This is a genomic window from Actinacidiphila rubida, assembly GCF_900110255.1.
GTDB lineage: Bacteria > Actinomycetota > Actinomycetes > Streptomycetales > Streptomycetaceae > Actinacidiphila > Actinacidiphila rubida.
In genome coordinates this window covers 89,483-105,914 of record NZ_FODD01000030.1, presented here as the reverse complement: position 1 = coordinate 105,914, position 16,432 = coordinate 89,483, and the positions used below count along the sequence as shown (strand labels likewise).

Sequence of the window (16,432 nt, the reverse complement as noted above, 5' to 3'; positions counted from 1 at the left end):
CCCCGTTGGGAATGCTGACGGTGTTGAAGACGGTGCTGGGGTCCTTCACCGCCAGGGCGGAACCTGTGCTGAGCTGGCCGGCGGACTCCCCTTCGTCGGGGATGAACGCGTCGACGTAGACGAGCGACTTCACGTTGGTGACGCCGACCGCGGCATTGCTGATGACCATGCCGCCGTAGGAGTGGCCGACCAGCACGATCGGACCGGTGATCGTCTCCAGGAACGCGTGCAGGTTGGCCGAGTCGGTCGCCACACCGCGCAGAGTGTCAGGCACGACATCCACCGTGTAGCCCTCGTCCTGCAACCGTGCGGTCACACCCGCCCAACTCGACCCGTCCGCCCACGCACCATGCACAAGGACAACCGTCGGCTTGTCGCCCGGCACCGGCGATGCCCCTGCGGACGGTGCCGCGGCGGCGAGGCCGACGGCACCGGCAACCGCTGCCGAGGCGACCGCGATCTTTGCCTTGGTGTTCATTTTCCTCTTTCAGTTGATATTTTCGGATTGCTACAGCGTGATGAGCACTGCGCTTTCAGAGACCGCGATCCTTCAGCCATTGCAGGCTGAGGGAGGCCACGTCCGGCCACCCCTTGTCGATCGTGAGGGAATGGCCGCGATCGGCGAACTCCTCGACATCGGTTACCGCCGAGGAGTGGCGGTACTGCTTGAGGGTCGCTTTGGTGATCTTCTCCGGCACCGTGTGGTCCTGGCCGCCCATGATCAGAAGCAGCGGCCCGCGTTCCTCGTTGCCGGTGTCGACCTTGAGGGGCGAATGGGGGGCGAAGTTCATCACCGAGGCTTCGAACAGGGGCTTGGCCGGTCCCGGGATGCTCCAGAGCTCGTGAAGTTCGTCGGATTCCTCCGGCGGCAGCGCGTTGCCGAAGGCGTAGCGGAACTGCTCGGCGGTGAGGCTCACCGCCTTGTTGAGGTTCGCCGGGTTCTTCAGTGCGGGAAATGCGCTGCGCAGTGCGGCAATAGGGACAGGAAGTACGCCCTTGATCTGAGCCGCGTCGATCGCGACCGCCGCCCTGGCCAGGTTCATGCCGAGAAGCTTCTCCGCCACCGTTCCGCCGAACGAGTGTCCTACCAGAATCGGCTTGGTGTCGAGCTTCTCGATGATTTGCCGATAGTGCTCGACAACATCATCGAAGCCTTTGCCTGCCTGATTTTCCGGCGTCGCCCGCGTCTCGTCGACGCTTTCGGCGTCCCCGGGCCAGCCCGGCGCAACGGGTGCGTACCCGGCGTCCTCGAACATGGTCATCCAGGGCGCCCACGACGAGGCGTGGACCCACAGCCCGTGGATGAACACGACGGGAGCTCGCGAACTCTCCATGATTTTTTTCATCTTCTTTCGTTGCTTATCGGTTTCGTGCCCTGACCCGGCGCACCGTCCATAAAGTCAGGGCTTCACTAATGGGTGCCGGCCTCTGTCGGTGGAACCACCTGATCGACAAGGCCCGTGGCCACGTCGTACACCAGTCCGGTGACGAAGTAACGGCTGCGCTTGATCTCGTGAAGTGCCACACCGACGTCGACCTGTACCGATTTGAAAGGATCGTCGACCGACTTATCGCGGAGATCCTCCGGGGCGATTTCGAAATACTTGGCCAGGAGGTTCGGATAGGCGGAAAGATCGGTCATCCCGCAGTCTGTGTGGTGAAGAACGACGAGGTTCCAGTCACCGGGCGACTGTCCTGTGCTGTTGGCTTCTCCGACCTTTTTCAGCATGGCCAGAGAACTCAGGGTTGCCGGTGTGATGCGGCCCCCGACGTTTCGGATGACCGCGGCCTCACCTTGCTCCAAACCCAGGATGCAGGCGGGGTCGACCCGCGGATCAACGCAGCCGATGACCATGAGGTTGCCGGACGGGTTGATCCCCAGGTCGGCCCTGAAACGGTCGGTGGCAAAGGAAGTGTTCCGTTCTATCAGCTCACTTATGGATGTCACGACGTCCCCTCTGGTTGAACGACAAGGTCCCGCACCACTTCGCCCCAGCCGTTTGACGGCCGAGCCCGAATTCACGGGGCCACAACTGTCTCCACCTTGCCGGTGCTGACGTCGTACACGAGTCCGGAGACGCGGACTCCTGTCAAGTCCGTGTTCGAGCGGAGCTTTTCGACGTCCTTTGTGACGGCAGCGTGCGGATCGCTCACGTACTCTTCAGCCAGGTCCGTTTGGTCAACCCCGAAGTATTCAGAGAGCGCCTCGGGCGCGCCCTCCAGCTTCGTGATTCCACACTGCGTGTGATGGAGAACGATGAATTCCCACCCTGGGCCGATGTCACCGCCGAACGCCTGGGTCACTTTCCGGAGCATGGCCAGCTCGCCCATCACGCCCGGCGTGACGCGGCCCCCGACATTACGGATTGTCGCGACTTCACCGAGGTCTGTTCCGAGCACGGCCTCCGGGTCGACGCGTGGGTCGACACAGCCGATGACAATGGTCTTCAACGAAGGCATCAGCCGCAGTCCGGGCGCGAAGCTGGAGGCGGCGAAATCTGCGTTTCGTTCTGTCAGGGCTTCCACTACGTTCATTTTTGCTCCCAGTCAATTTTCTTCGGATGTCGGGCGACTGATCTTCAGTTCGCTTCCACTCCTGTGTCCTGCGGCGAATCGGGCGGTTGCGGCGACTATCGCCAGGATGATCGCTGTCGCAATACCGAGTGCGATCCACGAGACCACCTTCCAGCCGGAAAATCCTGCGTACTGACACCAGCGGATCGCGTAGTTCGCGGAGACAGCTACGGGAAACGAGAATGTCCAGAACTCGAGCCCAAAAGCCAGCTTGAAATATCTGGGCAGGATAAATACCTGAACCATGAGCATGGTCAGGAAAATCCCCAGGAAGGCCGTTTGCAGTACCCCGACGTGCCCCTGAAAGGCCGCAAACGTCGCGATTCCACCCGTAGCCGGAGGGGCCAGCAGGACGGAGAGTGCGGGAATCGTGGGCGTGGGCAGCGGCCCGGCTGTGATCAACCGCGCGGTGACAACGCCGCCGATGACAACCCAGAAGAAGAGGCCGGCACCTAGGGCGGCCCGTGCCGCGGTGGGCACTCCCACGACTGACAGCCCGATGCTGGCGATGAAGGGGCCGGCGACCAGGGGGAGGAAGAAGCCGGGGTGCAGTTGGGCGAAGTTGGTCTGCCCTGTCAGCCAGTGGGCGAAGAGTTGACCAGCCACCACTGCCAGTGCGAACACCAGAGCCCAGCACACCGCTCGTGCGGCATCGATGGACACGTAGCGAGCGAAGTGTGTGACGAGCAGGATTCCCACGACAGGCAGGAAGGCAGCCGTCGCCCCTTCGACCGGGTGCTCTCGATCAGCTCGGAATGCTCCCCGCTGCTTGAAACGCTCTCCGATGTAAAGGATCGCCAGAGCTATCCAGCCCAGGCCACTGAGGGAGAACAGGAGATCCTCGACCCATTCAGGGGCGTTCAGAGCTGCCGCCGCCGCTGTCCACGCTCCACCCAGTCCGGCCAAACCCAGGGGGACAGCAAAATAATTCAGACTAATCCGATAGTCAGACTGAGTTCTTGGTGTCTCGCTCATAATACCCGACCAAAATGGAATCTCTGAAAGTGACTCAACGCAGCCTGCCTTGGCGGACCGAACTAGCGGTGCAAGTGACAGGGAGGTGGCGTCGTGTCGCACGGCACTGACCGGCGCGGGTACCGCGCACGGGTTAACGGCTGACGTCCCTGCTCGGCCGACTCAAGGAAGTAGCCAGTGAAAACCTCGGCTCGGGCCGACACGCCGAGCCACCGCCCACCGGCCTCTCGCCGCGCATGGTCTCCATGGCGCGCGTCACGGAACACGCTCCCACCTCCTTCGGTTCGGTGTCCGATGATCAACGTCGAGATCATTGTTTCCACCGCCTGGGCTGTGAGGAAATCCCCGCCGCGCCGTCGTGCACGCCACGCACAGAACGATGCACAATTTGAGCATTGGCAAGCTGGATCAAAAAAGGCCATGTGCGTGGAGTCGACGCCACTCGCGTGGCGTCATGCCGTAGGAACGTCTGAAGGCTCGGCTGAAGCTGGACATGTCCGTGAAGCCCCACCGCCTGGCAATGGATTCGATGGTGTCCGCCTGCGCGCTCGGCCGACTGAGGTCCGTCCGGCAAGCCTCCAGACGATGGGTTCGAATCCAGTCCGCCAGCGATACATCGCCGGCGGCCAGTACCTTGTAGAGGTGGCGCACCGAGATATGGTGATGCGCCGCCACGCTGCTGGCGCTTAGCCCAGGGTCGCCCAGTTCGTTACGCAGATGCTCCATAACTCTCCACAGAAGCGTCTCGTGAAGGCGCTCTTCCCTTGGCTTCCGCTGGCCGGCATGTGTCGTGATCACTGCGCGAAGGAGGTCGATGCTGGGTTGCGCAACGGCATCGGCGCCGCGTCCCTCAAACGTAGCGTGCCCGGCAGCCAGGCGTCGCAGGTGCCTCGACGTCAATTCGGAGATGGGATCACCGGGTGCAAGACGCACCGAGGAACTTGCGGCAATCATGTCGTGAGTCAGCGCAAGCCTGGCCAATGGAATCCGCAGAAAGTGCTGTTTTATCCCGGCTTCGTCCGCGACTGTATAAGGCGCAGAGGAATCGAAAATCACGAGATCACCAGGTCGTACTGCTTGCTGCCGGTCACGCTGAACCACCGTGCAGCTACCTCGGACTTGTAGACCCAGAAAAATGCCAGGCTCCATCTCGTCTGCGAAAAGCCGCACTGTTCTCTCCACAGTCTTGGCATTGGAGTGCACGGTCGCCACCGTGAGCGCTCCTAGTTGGGAAGTGACACCACTCGCCTGAACTTCCGTCCGACTGGCGAACGTGATGTTCACTCGGCCCGTCATGTTCGCGATGATGCTGTGGGCCGCATCGCTGCGGTCGACCGACGCGACCTGACGAACATCCCATTCTCGTGCCATGACTCCTGTGCCCTTTGTCACGTAGGGGTGGTGGTAAAGTGGATCGGGAGAGGATTACTATTGTTTTCTAGACGCTCGCGGCTGCGAACAACTGAAGATTGCCGCGGACAAAGTCGCCCACTGACGTCGGCTGAATGCGACCAATCGACTCGACCGAGTCGCTCACTCCTTTGAATCGGCCTTCCCGGTAGTCCCGGACTACGTTGGTCAGATGCTGAATCAAGTGCGGGGATCGCCCTTGTGATTCCAGAGCGTGTGCAAAATCTGCGTCGCTCATGGGCGAGTAGGTGATTACACGTCCCAGCGCGTCGGACATGATTTCAGCGATCTCGGTGTGGTCCAGTTCGACGGGGCCGGTCAACGTGTACGTCTTCCCCCCGTAGCCCTGTGGGTTCTCAAGTATGGCTGCCACCACGTGGGCGATATCGATGGCGGCTATCGGTGCGTGACGCCCGTTGCCCATCGGTAGCCGCAGTACTCCCTGATCGGCCACCGAGCGTGGCTCGATGGTCAACCATTCTGCGAAGAGAGTCGGGCGTAGATGCGTGACTGGCACCGGCGACCAGTCCAGGACTCTCTCGGAAATCCAGTGATCGCGCATCGCGTTGCTCACCGCGTCGCGTCGCGCAGGCATCTGCGACATGTTCACCACGCCCTCGACGCCTGCTTCGGCTGCGGCCAAGGCGAACAAGGAAGTCGCCTGGACCAAGCCCATTTCGACGGGGTACACGAAGTAGGCAGACCGGACACCGCTCAACGCCGCGCCCGTCGACTGGAGGTCCTGCAGATCGCCGACGAGCACTTCCGCACCGGCATTGGCGAGGTCACGAGAGCGTGCGTCCTCTGTGTGGACGAGGGCGCGCACGTGATGCCCTCTCTCCAGCAGGAGCTGCGCTGTCGGGCGCCCGCTCTGACCAGTGGCGCCTGTAATCAAGATCGGACCGCTGGCTGGCATGGCGTCCCCCTGGCGGGCGAGGCTGTGTTTCCCCGAGCTTGGGCGCGAAGAGATGCAAAAGGCTGTGCGGACGGTTTGATTTTCAGGACGTGACCGACGTTACCCCGCAACGGTTTGATCGGCAAACCGAAGCGCGGTAGCGTCGAGGCATGGTGCGTAGTGGGACAACTCCGGGACGACCGTGCTCCGTGGCAGCCACTCTTGAACTGGTGGGTGACCGTTGGTCCTTGCTCGCGCTGCGCGAGATCCTCTTCGGGAATCACAGATTCACCCAGATCGCGCGCAACACCGGGGCTCCACGCGACAGGTTGGCGGCTCGACTCAAGTCTTTGGTGGACGACGGCCTCCTGGAGAAGCGGGAGTACCAGGTCTCTCGCTCCGAGTACCACTTCACCGAGGCTGGCCGGGAGCTCTTCAAGGTCCTGCTCGCGCTCATGACGTGGGGCGACAAGTGGGCCGTCGATGATCCGCCCCTGGTCCTTGAGCACCACGGGCATCAGGTCGTTCCGGTCACCCTGTGCGATGTGTGTCGGCAGGAGATCAAGGCCGAGGACCTTCATCTGGTGTCGTGCGCACCGGGCTGGTCGATGAGTGGGCCTGAGCAGGTGGAGGCCAGCCCGGCGGAGCAGGCACTGTGAGCGGATGGACCCTGAGGGTTCCAGCAGGGTCCGACTAATTACTCGGCCGCGGAAGTGTCGCTCTGCTCCTGGGAGCGTGCGCCGTGGCTCGCGGTGAACTTGTCGCACTAACGGTGGTCGGGCCCCCGTCCACCTGGTCGGCGCCATCTTGTCCGCCTGGGGCACGCTGATTCCTGAGTGCGTTTCAGCGCGCCTGTCGGGCTACGTGTGTTCCGGTGGGCTGCGGCCCGACCGTCAACACTCCGGGTCGGAGGGAAAACCGACGTGGCATTCGGCGGGGACGAATTCGATGCTCGCCTTCGAGACCTGTGCCCCGCATCCGTCGCATGTCAGCCTGACAGCGACGTCGTGACCGCATGAGTGCCTTGCCTGTACCGATGGCGTGCCCGCGACCCACTTGACGCCCCACTGGAACAGGCCGAGAAGCGTTGGGTGAAGGTCCCTGCCGGCCGCGGTGAGGTGGTACTCGAACCGCGGCGGATGTTCGCTGTACTGGCGACGCTCAACAACCCCGGCCGCCTCGAGCTTGCGCAGCCGCTCAGCGAGGATGTCCCGCGACGCGCCCGTGTTGGCGACGATCTGGCCGAAGCGATGAACTCCGTAGGTCATCTCCCGTATCGCCAGTAGTGACCACCGCTCGCCCAGCACTTCCAGAGCGGATGCGATCGGACACGGGCGCTGTGGTGCCTGCTGACTGGCCATGTTCAGGTCCTCTCCGTACTCCCGAGCAGTGTCCATGCACGCAGCGTACGCGGTTTGACTTTCAAACTGTCCCTGCTACCTTCGAGTAAGTCGCACTTCACAACTCACTAGGAGCAGCGCATGGAGACCAACGCGGAACGAGCGTCCGCCTCAGGTGACGGGACCGTGTCGGTCGGCGACGAGGGCGATCCACAGGCTGGAGGCACCGGCGAGGCAGCACACGCCCGATGGGTACTGATCCTCGGTAGCCTCGGTGCCTTCATGGTCTTTCTCGACACCACGATCGTGAACGTGGCCTTCGAGACCATCAGCCGCAGCTTCCACACCACGACCGGCCACCTCGCCTGGGTGCTCAACGCCTACAGCCTGGTGTTCGCCGCCATGCTCATTCCCGCCGGCCGAGTCGCTGATCGCTACGGCCGGAAGCGGATCTTCACCGTAGGTATCGCGGGCTTCGCCCTGATGAGTGCACTCTGCGGGCTCGCCCCGAACGCGTCGATGCTGATCGGCGCCCGTGCACTCCAGGCAGTCTTCGCGGCGCTTGTCGTACCGTCCTCGCTCGCGCTTGTTCTTCACGAGTTCCACGCAGCCCGCAGGCACGTCGCCATCGGGGTCTGGGGAGCCATGGCCGCCGCGGCCGCCGCCGTGGGTCCCACCGGCGGTGCTCTCCTGACTCAATACGCGTCCTGGCGCTGGATCTTCCTGGTCAACGTTCCGATCGCGGTGATCATCCTCGCCTTCGGAAAGCAGTTTCTCCGCGAGTCGCGTGACCCCCAAGCCTCCGGTGTTCCGGACCCGCTGGGTACCGTCCTCGTCGCGCTCGTGCCGGCGCTCCTGAGCTACTCAATCATCGAAGGCCCCACCCGTGGGTGGTCCGACCCGTGGGTCGTGGCCGGCTTCATAGGCGCGACTCTCGCGTTCCCGGCCTTCCTGTGGCGCACGCTGAAGACCGCCCGTCCCGTCATGGACCTCGCCCTCTTCAAAGAGCGCCAGTTCCGGGACATCAACATCGCGACACTGCTGTTCTCCACCGCTTTCTTCGGGCTGCTATTGGCCAACCTCATCTTCCTCCAGTCCGTTTGGCACTACTCGGTCCTGCGTGCCGCGCTCGCCAGTGCCGCCGGCCCCGTCGTGGTCACGATCATCGCCCGCTCCACGACGAAACTCGCCTCCGTCATCGGGCACCGCATCGTCCTCCTGGCCGGAGCTGCCACATGGACTGCGGGCTGCCTCGGCTTCGCCTTGTCCGTGCAGGCCTCGCCGAACTGGACCACACACTGGCTTCCCTGGACTCTGCTCACCGGACTGGGCATCGGACTGACCTTGCCCGTTCAGTCGGCGGCCGCAGTCGAGAAACTCCCTCCCGCGCAGTTCGCCATCGGCTCGGCAATCAACGCCAGCTTCCGGCAACTCGGCGCAGTGCTGGGGATCAGCATCTTCGTCGCCATCCTGGGAAGCCCGAGCCGGGCGACGATAGTCGGTACCTTCCATCACATCTGGTGGGTCTTCGCCCTCCTCGGTCTCGCCGCAGGCATCGTCCAGGCCGTCCCCCGGCTGAAGGCCGAGGCGATACCCCAGAACAGTTGAGAGCGCGGGCGCCGGACAAGCACGGTGACCGCCGTGAGCTCTCCGCGACGCCGGGCAGGCCCTCGGGCGCAACCTCCCGTGTGGTCCGAGCAATTGATGAAGATAGTCGGGACGGCGTGACGATCTGCGGAACCCCAAAGTCGCGATCTCGTCGGCGATGGCAATGGCAGCGTGAGCAAACGGAGAAGGCACCGAAAGTGATGTACTCAGTGCTGATCTATCAAGATGCGTCCACAGGCGCAGAGGTCGACTGGATCAACGTGGGAAGGGACTATCGCGACTACGTCGCAGCGCTTACGGAAGCAGGGGTGCTGCGGTCGGGATACCAGTTGGCATCACCTGAGACGGCAACCACCGTTGCCGTACGCAACGGTGAGCGAACAGTCACGCATTCAGGTGGGTCGGACAACCCCGACCAGCTCGGCGGATTCTTTGTGCTGGAATGCGTCGATCTGGCCGAAGCCGTGGAATGGGCCGCACGCTGCCCCGGGGCGAACCACGGCAAGGTCGTCATCCGTGCAGTTGTCCCCAACGCAATGGACCGTCCCATCGATGTCGGCGTCTGAGGCGGTGGACCGGCCCAACGGCTCGTGACACTCGCCGCATCCCGCAGCAATCAGTCTGGTGATCAAACCTGCTGGTGCGGGTGGCGATACCTATTGAAGGGAAACTAAGCGTGACCGTCGTAAAGGCTGCTGCTGTTCAGATCAGCCCCGTGCTCTACAGTCGAGCAGGCACGGTGGAAAAGGTTGTCCAGAAGATTCGCGACCTCGCGACGCAGGGCGTCCAGTACGCTGTTTTTCCTGAGACCGTCGTCCCCTACTACCCATACTTCTCCTTCCTGCAGGCTCCTTACGCCATGGGCAAGGAGCCTCTGAGGCTGCTCGAGGAATCGGTGACGGTCCCTTCGCCGGAAACAGACGCCATCGCGCAGGCCGCGCGCGAAGCTCACATGGTTGTCTCGATCGGCGTCAATGAGCGCGACGGCGGCACCATTTACAACACTCAGTTGCTGTTCGACGCAGACGGCACCCTGATCCAGCGCCGCCGCAAAATAACGCCGACATACCACGAGCGGCTCGTATGGGGTCAAGGTGATGCCTCTGGGCTGCGCGCGGTGGACAGCGCGGTCGGCCGCATCGGGCAGCTCGCCTGCTGGGAGCACTACCAACCGCTGGCCCGCTACGCTCTCATAGCAGACGGCGAGCAAATCCACGCTGCTATGTACCCCGGTGCCTTCGGTGGCCCTCTCTTCGCCGAGCAGATCCAGGTGAATATTCGTCAGCATGCCCTGGAGTCGGCGTGCTTCGTCGTATGCGCCACCGCCTGGCTCGACGATGACCAGGTGGGACGCATCGCCGCGGACACCCGTGGCCCGTCACTCACCGGTGGGTTCTTCACCGCCATCGTCGACCCCGAGGGGCGCGTCATGGGGGACCCCCTGACTTCCGGCGAGGGCGAGGTCATCGTGGACCTGGACTTCGGCCTGATCGACCAGCGGAAGCGGCTGATGGATGCGCGGGGTCACTACAGCCGACCGGAGCTTCTGAGCCTGCAGATCGACCGCACGCCCGCAGCCCACATCCACGACCGAGCGGCTGAAACAGCAGTTGACGTCTTTCGCGCGAAGGAGAGCGACATCGAAGCGGACTGAAGGTCGCCGCGTTCCGGCAGGACGATCCGCGTGAGGCAGTGATGGCGACGTCCGATACCTGGCCGGCCTCCGCGGCTCAGGTTGCGTGAGACAGCCTGAGCCGCTGAGGACGCTATCGACGCTTCAACGAATGGCGCGCGGCACTCACGATCACGTCAGCCACTGCCTGGGGGTGGGAGATGAGGGACACGTGGGACGAGTTGATCTCGGTGACGTGAGCATGGGCTGTACGGGCCATGGCCCGTTGTTCGGCGGCGGGGATGATTCGGTCCTGCCGTCCGATCAGGGCCCAGGATGGAATGGTCTTCCAGGCGGGAGCACCGGACGGCTCGTTGAGGGCGGACGCAGTGACAGGGCGCTGGGTGGCGATGAGCTGATTTTGCTTCAGGAACGGAACGTCCTGAGCGAAGGCCGTGCGGACCAGCTTGGGCTTGAGGTACAGATCGGCGTCTCCGGCGGGGGCGCCCGGGTAGGGGACCAGGTTGAAGACGGTGGTGGGGTCCGATACGGCCAGCGCTGAACCAGGCTTGGCACCGGTGATCTCAACGACTGTCTGGCCCTGCGCAGGGATGTAGGCGTCGTCGTAGACAAGTGCCTTGACGTTGCGGTTGCCCAACGCGGCATTGGTGATCACCATGCCGCCGTAGGAGTGCCCGACCAGAACGAGGGGGCCCTTGAGGGTGCTGAGGTAATCCGCCAGGTAGGCGGCGTCACTGCTGACTCCACGCAACGGGTCGGGCGGGGCCACGACCGAGTAGCCCATGTGCTCCAGGCGGGTGATGACCCCGTCCCAGCTGGACCCGTCCGCCCAGGCGCCGTGCACCAGAACAATGGTGGGCTTATGGTCCATGTGGTCGGACTTGGTTGCTGCTGTGGCGGGACAGGCCGACGCTGATGCGGACGAGGGCAACACCGCTGCGGTAGCCGCAACGACTGCTGCGGCGGCGAGCATACGGATGGTGAGCCGATGACGCCCGGCGCGGGTGGCGTGGATCATGGCGACCTTTCGTTTTGAGTTAGCGGGGACCGTTGCTGCGGGCGGAAGGACGCCGCCCGCAGTTCACGAACTCGGTGGCCTTACAGCCCCATGTCGGGGACCACTCGCGACATGCAGGTGATATCGCGGGCTGTTGGAGTGCGCCGGGGAATCACCGGCTGAAACGAGTTCAACTGCTGAGTCAGGTCTTGGGCCCGAACCACGAGGCTGAGGCCGACATCTGTGCCGCCAGCGGCCGTATGGAGCACACGAGCGGCAGTTCGGCTTGGCCGATAGGTTCTGTGCGTTGGCCCAGGCATGCCCGAGGGTGGTTGCGCCCTGTCGGCGTGCGCCGACGGATGACTCCATTCGGGGGTTCCAGCTCAGGCGAAGTGGGTCTTGTACGGCGGGCCGTCGCCGCTGGTCTCGAGTCCACGTATCCACTGCCGCGTTGCACGCACGTCGAGGCCCTTCCACGCGAGCGGAGTGTCCCTGCCTGATTGGTGAGAGGATCGCATTAAATCATCTCAAAGTAGACGCATCTGACAACGACAGGCGGCGATCTGCATCGGCCTGCGCCCGGTGATCGTGTCCGTTGCGGCCCCTGGACTTTGACGCCATTCAGGTCAACCACCACCGGCATGGCTGGCCTGGGGGTCGCGGGACTCTGGTGACACCCCTTCGGCACGGCAAGGTGTCTGAGTGAACGAATCGGAGGTGTGGTCAACCTGTGGTCAACCTGGGCGCCATGTGCCTGTGTTGACGCTCAATTTCGCAGGTCAAACACACTCCGCCAGCGCGTGCCTGACTGGTCTTGAAAGCCGTTGTGCCCGCGCACCGTTGTTTCGTCCGGGGATCTGCCCAACGTGATCGGCATACCCCGCCACGTTCCGTCCCCGCACTGGACCGCCCCGCCTACGGATTGGCCACAAGCGAACGCTCGGCGATGATCCCAAGCCGCTCCTCGAACCGCTTCGCGGCGTGCGGCGTGAGGGTGGCGAGCAGCACCATGCCGGAAAGGATCACGTCGCACACCTCGGCCTCCGCGTCCTCCCACGTGTGGCTCTTGCCCTTCCGCGGGTTCGCGCCGAGCGCGCCCATCGTGGCCTGGGCCGCTTCACCGATCTCCTCCTGGAGCTTGAGGAGCCGCATCACCGGTGCCATTTCCAGCGCGAGCCCGTCATTGTCGTCGAGCCACTGCTTCAGCCGTTCGACTGTTTCCCAAGTGCTGTCGTCCGTCATGGGGTTGCTCCTTGCGTCGGTAGTTGCTTCGGGACCTTAGCCGCCCCGAAGACCCGTCCTGCTATCAACGCGGCGACGGCATCTGGTGCCGACGTGCCCGTGTCGATCGTCAGGACGGGGACGTTCATGGACCACAGCATCTCCACGGCCTCCGCATAGAGGGCGGTCTCGCGGTCCGGGGCGCTGGGGTCTCGGTTGAACCGGTGCGTCGCGCCGCGCTCGGCGACTCGGCCGGCGATCGTCCGCGGGTCCGCGGTCAGTACAACGGCGAGGTCGGGCATGCGGATACCGGCGTTGAGGTCCAAGAGGTACTGCTTCGGCACCCCGTCGAGGCGCTGCAGGACGAGCGTTGAGGCGACGTACCGGTCACACACAACGGTGACGCCGGCCTCCAGCCGGGGCACGATCTCCTGGGCGACGTGCTGATGCCGGTCGGCGACGACCAGGCACGCCAGCGTCGGGCCGTTGAAGTCATCGGCGTTCTCCCGGATGAACTGGCCCAGCCGGGAGCGGGATGGCTCCGTGGTCGCGTGGACGTGCTCCCCGCGCTCCTGGAGGAGCGCCACGAGGGCGGCCGTCGTGGAGGACTTCCCAACTCCGCCGGGGCCGTCGATGGTGACGAACCGGCCGGGTCGGGGGCCCGTCATGCCGCCACCCCCGCACCCCGCTGGTGCTGTTCCCGGGCGATCCGGGCCAGGGCGGTCCGTAGCTCGGGGAGCGGTGTCCCGGCGAACTGGATGCCCACGGAGAACGCGAACTCGTCGCGCTGCCGCATCGCCTCATCCGCACCCTGGGCGGTCAGGTCCACGTCGGCGTACCGGCTCATCGCGTCAGGTTCGTGTCCCTCGGCGACGAGGGTGTTCCAGATCGGGGAGCCCGGGTAAGGGCGGAACTCGAACGCCGACGCCCGGAACCCGCCGGGGAGCCGGTCGGAGAGGTCCCAGAGCTTGTGGACGTGCGCGAGGGTGGCCGCCAAGTCCTCGGGCTCCTCGCCGGGGTAGCCGAGGATGAAGTACCCCTTCACGCTCACCCCGCGGGTCATAAGCCGTTCCGCGACGGAGAGCGTCATGTCGGCGGTGATCCGTTTGTCCATGGCGGCGAGGACCCGGTCGCTACCTGACTCGATCCCGAGCGCGACCTCCCGCATGCCGGCCGACACGAGGGTGTCGAGCATGGAGTCCGGCTCGCGGTGGAGGACGTTGATCCGGCCGGTGGCGTCCCACACCCACCGCTCCCCGACCCGGTCGGCGGTGAACGCGTCCATCATCGGGTGGATGATCCGGCGGGCGCCGAGGAAGAGGTCATCCACGAACCGGAGGGCGGTCACGCCGTGCTCGGCGGCGACCTGGTGCATCTCGGTGAGGATGTTGTCCGCGGTCCTGGTCCTGATCGTCACGTCCGGGTTCACGGAGGCGGCGGCGCCGCAGAACGTGCACTCGTACGGGCAGCCGCGGGCGCCGACCATGTTGGCCTCGCGGCGGCCGTCCCCGGCGAGGTAGGGGTCTTGCGGGAGGTACCGGCGGTCCACGAACGGCAGGCCGTTGATGTCTGGGCTCAGCCACTCCCGGCGCCGGGCCGAGTCCAGCTCGATGCCCTCGGCCGTGGTGCCGAGGAGGCGGTCTCGCCAGCGGACGCCGGGGAGTTGGGATCGCCGGCCGAGTCCGCCGAGGAGGGCGGTGACGCGGGTCTCTGCCTCGCCGATGACCAGGGCGGCCAGGCGGCTCATCCGCGGATCGTTGAGGACCGTGTCCGGGGTGGCCTTCGCGTGGTGCCCGCCGACCATCAGATCGATGCCGTGGTCCAGGCCCGCCGCGATCCGCGCGGCCATGTCGTAGGTGGGGGCGAGGAGGTTCATGCCGACCCAGCGGGGCCTGGCGGCGTTCGCGATCTGGATCGTGGTGTCCACGCCCAAGCCGTGCGCTTCGGCGTCCAGCACGGCGACGTTGTACCCGGCCTGCGCGGCGTAGGTGGCGATGTACCCCATGCCGATGACGGGGAGCGTGTAGTCGGTCAGCCGCGGGCGCAACGCGTAGTCACGTAGCGGGGTGTTGACGAGGAGCAGGTCCAGGGCGCGTGTCGGATCGGCCCCGGCGATGACGTCAGGGAGTAACGGCAGGCGGTCGGGCATGAATCCCCCAGGCGAGTGTGTGGGTGGTCAGGGCGTGGAGCGTGTGCCGGTCAGGCGCCCACCGGCCCCACTGGGCCTCGAACGCCTTCGGGTCATCGGTGTGCGGGGTGGACGGCGCGGCCTTCGCGGCCCAGGTGCGCACAGCGAGGTCGCCGTGCGGATAGACGGAGTAGTCCCCGGTGAAGTCCGCCGCGGCGCACGCCGCGGTCCACGGGCCGATCCCGGAGACCTCCTGAAGTGCTTTCACGAGGTCGTCGGCCGACAGCTCCGCCCACAGGTCGCGGTGCTCGAGGTAGGCGGTCGCCGCGGCCGGGAGTGCCCTGCGGTGGAGGAGCGCGCCGACGGCGCGGAACTCCTCGTCACCTAGGGCCAGCACGACGTCAGGTCCGGGGACGGTGTGCATGGTCCCGGCCGGGGTCGTGAAAGCCGGGCCGTAGGCGCTCGCCCACTGGTGATAGAGGGCCTTCGCCTGCTCTGCGCGGATGATCCGCCGCAAGAGGCCGCTCGTGATGGCTTCCCAGAGAGTCGGGCTCGGCATCCGGTGCACCGTGCCGAGGGCGGCCAGCGCGGTCGTGAGGCCACCGGGCGCCCGCTGAGGGAGGTCTGTGGCCGAGGTGGTGCGCACCGCCGGGGCGGTCTCCCCGGGGCCGTCCAGGAGCGTCAGGGCGACGGCGGCGCCGTCCCATGCGGCGTACCAGGTCCCGGACTCGGCGGCCGCCAGGCGGCCGGTTGTGCCGTCAGGCTGCACCGTCCACGCCGGGTGGTCGGTGAGCAGGGTGGTGGTCATCGTGGTGCCTTCCCTCAGTGGTGCGCGGCCGGGTCCGGCCGGGCGTACACGGAAGTCTGGCCGCTCGCAGGCGCCTTCGTGGCGGGACACCGCGATCACCACCGCACGGGGTACGGGGCCGGGCGGGCCGGGGCCGGTATCACCTGGAACACCCGCAGGGGCCGCCCGTTGGTCACCAGGACGGGGGCGTGCCCGTGGAACTCCACCACCCGGCTACTGGCCGCGGCCTGGCGCATGTTGATGATGCGGTAGGCCCGGCCGTCCACGTAGGCCCACTGGCCGAGCTGGAGCGCGGACGGCGGCTGCGGCTCCGGGTTAGTGAGCTGGGAACCGTCCGGCAGCACGCGCCACGGGCGCGATGTGGGCGTTGTGGACATCGGGTGTTCTCCTCCAGGCGGGTGGGTGGTCGTGGAGTGGCCCCGGCTCCTCCAGCCCGCGGGGGGCTCGGGAGGCCGGAGGGGCCGGGGGCCGTTGCGGTCCGCGAGGCGCGGCGCCCTCGTGCGGTGAGCGCCTTTCCTCTTGGGCGCGCCCCGCAGACCTCATCCCCGGGGGCCGGCCACCGGCCCGGCCCTCCGGGGGTAACCCGCGTCCGTGTCGGGCCGGACGCGGGAGCCTCATGCGTGTACCGGGAGCTGATCCGCATACGCGGCGACCAGCTCCTCCAGGCGTCGTATGCACCCCTGGCACGCCTGGAACGGGCCGGAGCCGATGACGGTCTGCACCGGCCCGAGCCACAGCACCAACACCTCGGGCGCTTCGCAGCGCCAGCACGTGCCGATGACCCACTGCCGGACATCCATGCCAGTCCCCTCCCTGGGGTGATCAGTTGTGCGTGACGCCGAG

19 protein-coding genes are annotated in these 16,432 nt (G+C 65.5%); 4 read left to right on the top strand and 15 right to left on the bottom strand.

All coding sequences use genetic code 11. The features are described from left to right. From BMW99_RS27320 to BMW99_RS27290, 7 genes are all read right to left on the bottom strand, one after another. The coding region (locus tag BMW99_RS27320; RefSeq protein ID WP_143080571.1) for an alpha/beta fold hydrolase at positions 1-478 on the bottom strand (478 nt) is incomplete at its 3' end. A gap of 55 nt (positions 479-533) precedes the next feature. Further along, positions 534-1,346 carry an alpha/beta hydrolase gene (locus tag BMW99_RS27315; protein WP_245791642.1) on the bottom strand — a complete coding sequence of 271 codons (813 nt, stop codon included), beginning with the start codon at positions 1,344-1,346 and terminating at the stop codon, positions 534-536. Between the two features lie 65 nt (positions 1,347-1,411). Further along, positions 1,412-1,948 carry a carbonic anhydrase gene (locus BMW99_RS27310; protein WP_069462280.1) on the bottom strand — a complete coding sequence of 179 codons (537 nt, stop codon included), beginning with the start codon at positions 1,946-1,948 and terminating at the stop codon, positions 1,412-1,414. 71 nt (positions 1,949-2,019) lie between these two features. Beyond that, positions 2,020-2,535 (bottom strand): carbonic anhydrase, encoded by a 516-nt coding sequence (locus BMW99_RS27305; protein ID WP_069462279.1) that lies wholly within the window; start codon positions 2,533-2,535, stop codon positions 2,020-2,022. Positions 2,536-2,547: 12 nt separating this feature from the next. After that, positions 2,548-3,549: an SLAC1 family transporter gene (locus BMW99_RS27300; RefSeq protein ID WP_069462278.1), complete on the bottom strand. Its 1,002-nt coding sequence runs from the start codon at positions 3,547-3,549 to the stop codon at positions 2,548-2,550. A 408-nt stretch (positions 3,550-3,957) separates the two neighbouring features. Next, positions 3,958-4,920, bottom strand: a complete 963-nt coding sequence (locus BMW99_RS27295; RefSeq protein WP_075017719.1) for a helix-turn-helix domain-containing protein — start codon at positions 4,918-4,920, stop codon at positions 3,958-3,960. Between the two features lie 67 nt (positions 4,921-4,987). Then, positions 4,988-5,875, bottom strand: a complete 888-nt coding sequence (locus tag BMW99_RS27290; protein ID WP_069462276.1) for an NmrA family NAD(P)-binding protein — start codon at positions 5,873-5,875, stop codon at positions 4,988-4,990. 188 nt (positions 5,876-6,063) lie between these two features. Between BMW99_RS27290 and BMW99_RS27285 the strand changes: the two genes are divergently transcribed. Then, positions 6,064-6,513, top strand: coding sequence for a winged helix-turn-helix transcriptional regulator (locus BMW99_RS27285; protein ID WP_322899524.1), 450 nt, complete (start codon positions 6,064-6,066; stop codon positions 6,511-6,513). 234 nt (positions 6,514-6,747) lie between these two features. Here the strand turns inward: BMW99_RS27285 and BMW99_RS27280 are convergent, their stop codons facing one another. Further along, positions 6,748-7,215, bottom strand: a complete 468-nt coding sequence (locus tag BMW99_RS27280; protein ID WP_079138217.1) for a winged helix-turn-helix transcriptional regulator — start codon at positions 7,213-7,215, stop codon at positions 6,748-6,750. Positions 7,216-7,335: 120 nt separating this feature from the next. Between BMW99_RS27280 and BMW99_RS27275 the strand changes: the two genes are divergently transcribed. The 3 genes from BMW99_RS27275 to BMW99_RS27265 all read left to right on the top strand — a co-directional run bounded on the left by BMW99_RS27275 (position 7,336) and on the right by BMW99_RS27265 (position 10,456). Continuing rightward, the gene (locus BMW99_RS27275) at positions 7,336-8,802 is read left to right on the top strand and encodes an MFS transporter (RefSeq protein WP_079138214.1); all 1,467 of its coding nucleotides are present in this window, start codon (positions 7,336-7,338) and stop codon (positions 8,800-8,802) included. A 209-nt stretch (positions 8,803-9,011) separates the two neighbouring features. Continuing rightward, a complete protein-coding gene (locus tag BMW99_RS27270; RefSeq protein WP_177226112.1) occupies positions 9,012-9,368 on the top strand; it encodes a YciI family protein in 357 nt (118 codons plus the stop codon). 110 nt (positions 9,369-9,478) lie between these two features. Further along, complete coding sequence (locus BMW99_RS27265; RefSeq protein ID WP_069462273.1) at positions 9,479-10,456, top strand: nitrilase-related carbon-nitrogen hydrolase; 978 nt, start codon at positions 9,479-9,481, stop codon at positions 10,454-10,456. Positions 10,457-10,568: 112 nt separating this feature from the next. Here the strand turns inward: BMW99_RS27265 and BMW99_RS27260 are convergent, their stop codons facing one another. From BMW99_RS27260 to BMW99_RS27230, 7 genes are all read right to left on the bottom strand, one after another. After that, a complete protein-coding gene (locus tag BMW99_RS27260; protein ID WP_075017717.1) occupies positions 10,569-11,453 on the bottom strand; it encodes an alpha/beta fold hydrolase in 885 nt (294 codons plus the stop codon). Between the two features lie 894 nt (positions 11,454-12,347). Continuing rightward, entirely contained in the window at positions 12,348-12,674 is a 327-nt protein-coding gene (locus BMW99_RS27255; RefSeq protein WP_069462272.1) for a MazG-like family protein, read from the bottom strand. After that, positions 12,671-13,321 (bottom strand): dTMP kinase, encoded by a 651-nt coding sequence (tmk, locus tag BMW99_RS27250; RefSeq protein ID WP_069462271.1) that lies wholly within the window; start codon positions 13,319-13,321, stop codon positions 12,671-12,673. The genes BMW99_RS27255 and tmk overlap by 4 nt, the downstream gene beginning before the upstream one ends. After that, on the bottom strand, positions 13,318-14,802 hold the full coding sequence (locus BMW99_RS27245; RefSeq protein WP_069462270.1) for a B12-binding domain-containing radical SAM protein: 1,485 nt from the start codon (positions 14,800-14,802) through the stop codon (positions 13,318-13,320). Before BMW99_RS27245 ends, tmk begins: the two co-directional genes overlap by 4 nt. Next, on the bottom strand, positions 14,774-15,589 hold the full coding sequence (locus tag BMW99_RS27240) for a DNA glycosylase family protein (protein ID WP_069462269.1): 816 nt from the start codon (positions 15,587-15,589) through the stop codon (positions 14,774-14,776). The genes BMW99_RS27245 and BMW99_RS27240 overlap by 29 nt, the downstream gene beginning before the upstream one ends. Before the next feature lie 95 nt (positions 15,590-15,684). Continuing rightward, entirely contained in the window at positions 15,685-15,966 is a 282-nt protein-coding gene (locus BMW99_RS27235; RefSeq protein WP_069462268.1) for a hypothetical protein, read from the bottom strand. Positions 15,967-16,203: 237 nt separating this feature from the next. Then, on the bottom strand, positions 16,204-16,389 hold the full coding sequence (locus BMW99_RS27230) for a hypothetical protein (protein WP_069462910.1): 186 nt from the start codon (positions 16,387-16,389) through the stop codon (positions 16,204-16,206). Positions 16,390-16,432: the final 43 nt, after the last annotated feature.